2 protein-coding genes are annotated in these 2,879 nt (G+C 76.6%); both read left to right on the top strand.

The features are described from left to right. Window positions 1–348 precede the first annotated feature (348 nt). Entirely contained in the window at window positions 349–1,416 is a 1,068-nt protein-coding gene (locus ABD308_RS02455; RefSeq protein WP_344324753.1) for an LLM class flavin-dependent oxidoreductase, read from the top strand. Continuing rightward, window positions 1,413–2,702, top strand: a complete 1,290-nt coding sequence (locus tag ABD308_RS02450) for an LLM class flavin-dependent oxidoreductase (RefSeq protein WP_344324751.1) — start codon at window positions 1,413–1,415, stop codon at window positions 2,700–2,702. The genes ABD308_RS02455 and ABD308_RS02450 overlap by 4 nt, the downstream gene beginning before the upstream one ends. The last annotated feature ends 177 nt before the right edge of the window (window positions 2,703–2,879 follow it).

Genomic DNA, 2,879 nt, shown 5'->3' with positions numbered 1-2,879 from the left:
CCCCCGCGGCGGCCGCCCGCTGAGACGGTGGTTGACGAACCCGCGGACCCGCTGGTCAACTGAAGCCGTGAACGCCCCCCGCCCGCTGGTGACCCGCAGCCACATCGACTTCGGTCGCGTGTGGTCCGCGGCGTGTCGCGGCTGACCCGAGCGTTCCCCCCGCCGCCGCCTGGCTGACGTCCCCGCCGCGCCCCGGCCCGCGCACCACCCCGTCACCCGCGCCCGCCCGTACCCCGGGCCGGCCGGCCCGTGCCCGCGCACCCCCGCCCACCCCGTCCCCGGGGCCGGCGGGCCGGTCCGCGACCCGCCGCACGCACCGCTTCCGTCCCAGGAAAGTCCAGGCCACCCATGCCCCGCCAGCTGCACCTTTCCGCCGCCCTCGACAGCCCCGGCCACGTCGACGCCGCCCACTTCACCGCCCTCGCCGGGCTCGCCGAACGGGCCGCCCTCGACTTCGTCACCCTCGACGACTCCTACGCCGCCGAACCGCTCCGGCTCGACGCGCTCGCCACCTTCGCCCGGCTCGCCCCGGTCACCCGCGGCCTCGGCCTGGTCCCGACCGTCACCACCACCCACACCGAGCCCTTCCACACCTCCATCTCGGTCAACACCCTGGACTGGGTCAGCGAGGGCCGGGCCGGCTGGCTGGTCGGCGTCTCCGACACCGAGGCCGAGGCCAGGGCCTTCGGCCGCAAGGGCGCCGCCCCGGCCGACGAACTCTGGGCCGAGGCCGCCGACGCCGCCGAGGTCGCCGTCCGGCTCTGGGACAGCTGGGAGGACGACGCCGAGATCCGCGACACCGCCACCGGCCGGTTCGTCGACCGCGCCAAGCTCCACCACATCGACTTCGAGGGCCCGCGCTTCTCCGTCCGCGGCCCCTCCATCACCCCCCGCCCGCCGCAGGGCCGCCCGGTGATCGCGGTCACCGTCACCGCCGCCGACCTCGCGCCGGACGCCGGCCCCGGAGGCCGCGCCCGGGTCGCCACCGCCGCCCGCTACGCCGACGTCGTCCTGCTCGACGCCCCCGACCGGGCCACCCGGCTCACCGCCGCCACCGAACTGCGGCTGCGCGGCGGCGAGGCGCTGAGGATCCTGGCCCGGATCCCGGCCGCGCTGCCCGACGGGGCCGCGGCCGACTCCCTGCTCACCGAGGTCACCGAGGGCGGCGGCGGGGTCGACGGCTTCCACCTGCTGCCCGCCGACCCGGCCCGCGACCTCGCCGCGCTCGCCGACCGCGTCGTACCGGCGCTGCGCGAGCGCGGTCTGTTCCGCGCCGGCTACACCGGCCGCACCCTGCGCGAGCACCTCGGCCTGGCCCGCCCCGCCAGCCGCTACGCGCTCGCCGCGACCATCCCCTCCCCCGCTTCCGCCGCTTCCGCCGGCAACCCCACCGCGACCGCCGAGGTGACCCGATGACGGACCGCCCGCTCAAGCAGATCCACCTCGCCGCGCACTTCCCCGGCGTCAACAACACCACCGTGTGGAGCGACCCGGCCTCCGGCAGCCAGGTCGCCTTCGACTCCTTCCGCCACCTCGCCGCGACCGCCGAACGCGGCCGGTTCGACTTCTTCTTCCTCGCCGAGGGCCTGCGGCTGCGCGAGGTCAAGGGCCGGATCCACGACCTGGACGTGGTCGGCCGCCCCGAGTCGATCACCGTGCTCGGCGCGCTCGCCGCCGTCACCACCCGGCTCGGACTGGCCGCCACCGTCAACGCCACCTTCAACGAGCCCTATGAACTGGCCCGCCGGTTCGCCTCCCTGGACCACCTCTCCGGCGGCCGCGCCGCCTGGAACATGGTCACCTCCTCCGACGCCTTCACCGGCGAGAACTTCCGCCGCGGCGGCTACCTCGACCGCGCCGACCGCTACACCCGGGCCGCCGAGACCGTCGCGCTCGCCCGGGAGTTCTGGGACGCGGCGGGCACCGGCACGGTCCGCCACCAGGGGCCGCAGTTCGACGTGGAGGGCACCCTCTCGGTGCCCCGGCCGCCGCAGGGCCACCCGGTGGTGATCCAGGCCGGCGACTCCGACGAGGGCCGCGAGTTCGCCGCCGCCACCGCCGACGTGGTCTTCAGCCGGCACTCCACCCTCGCCGCCGGCCAGGCCTTCCACGCGGACGTCAAACGGCGCCTCGCCGCGTACGGGCGCAAGCCGGACGAGCTGAAGATCATGCCCGGGGTCACCTTCGTCCTGGGCGACACCGAGGAGGAGGCCGTCGAGCGGGCCGCCGGCATCCGCCGCGCCCAGGTGAGCCCGGCCACCGCGATCAACTTCCTGGAGCAGGTCTGGGGCGTCGACCTCGCCGACCACGACGTGGACGGCCCGCTGCCCGCCGTCGACCCGGTCCGCGACTCCGGCCTCGTCCAGGGCCGCACCTCGCTCGGCGACCCGCTGGAGATCGCCGCCAAGTGGCGCGCGGTGGCCGCCGAGAAGGGGCTCAGCAGCCGCGAGCTGGTGATCGAGGTGACCGGCCGGCAGAGCTTCATCGGCACCCCGGCGAGCGTCGCCGCCCAGATCGACCACCATGTGCAGAGCGACGCCGCGGACGGCTTCATCCTCGTTCCGCACCTCACCCCGGGCGGGCTGGACGACTTCGTCGACCGGGTGGTGCCGCTGCTCCAGGAGCGCGGGGTGTTCCGCACCGAGTACACCGGGACGACGCTGCGCGACCACCTCGGCCTGCCGGTCCCCGGCCGGCCCTGACCCCGCCGCCGGTCCGCCCCGCCGCAGGTCAGACGCGGCCCAGCCGGGCGGCGTGCACGCCGGCCTGGAAGCGGCTCTCCGCGCCCAGGCCGGCGGTCAGTTCGGCGACCAGCCGGCGCACCGTGCGCTCGGACAGCTCCAGCTTGCGGGCGATCGCCGCGTCGGTCCGCCCGGCCG

Source organism: Kitasatospora putterlickiae, assembly GCF_039527695.1.
Lineage (GTDB): Bacteria > Actinomycetota > Actinomycetes > Streptomycetales > Streptomycetaceae > Kitasatospora > Kitasatospora putterlickiae.
The sequence above is the reverse complement of the archived record's forward strand: the minus strand, read 5'-3'. Positions and strand labels throughout refer to the sequence as shown.

What these genes read in the sequence shown, in the direction of transcription:
- ABD308_RS02450 (WP_344324751.1), top strand. Translation starts at nt 1,413, where the DNA reads ATGACGGACCGCCCGCTCAAGCAGATCCACCTCGCCGCGCACTTCCCC.
- ABD308_RS02455 (WP_344324753.1), top strand. Translation starts at nt 349, where the DNA reads ATGCCCCGCCAGCTGCACCTTTCCGCCGCCCTCGACAGCCCCGGCCAC.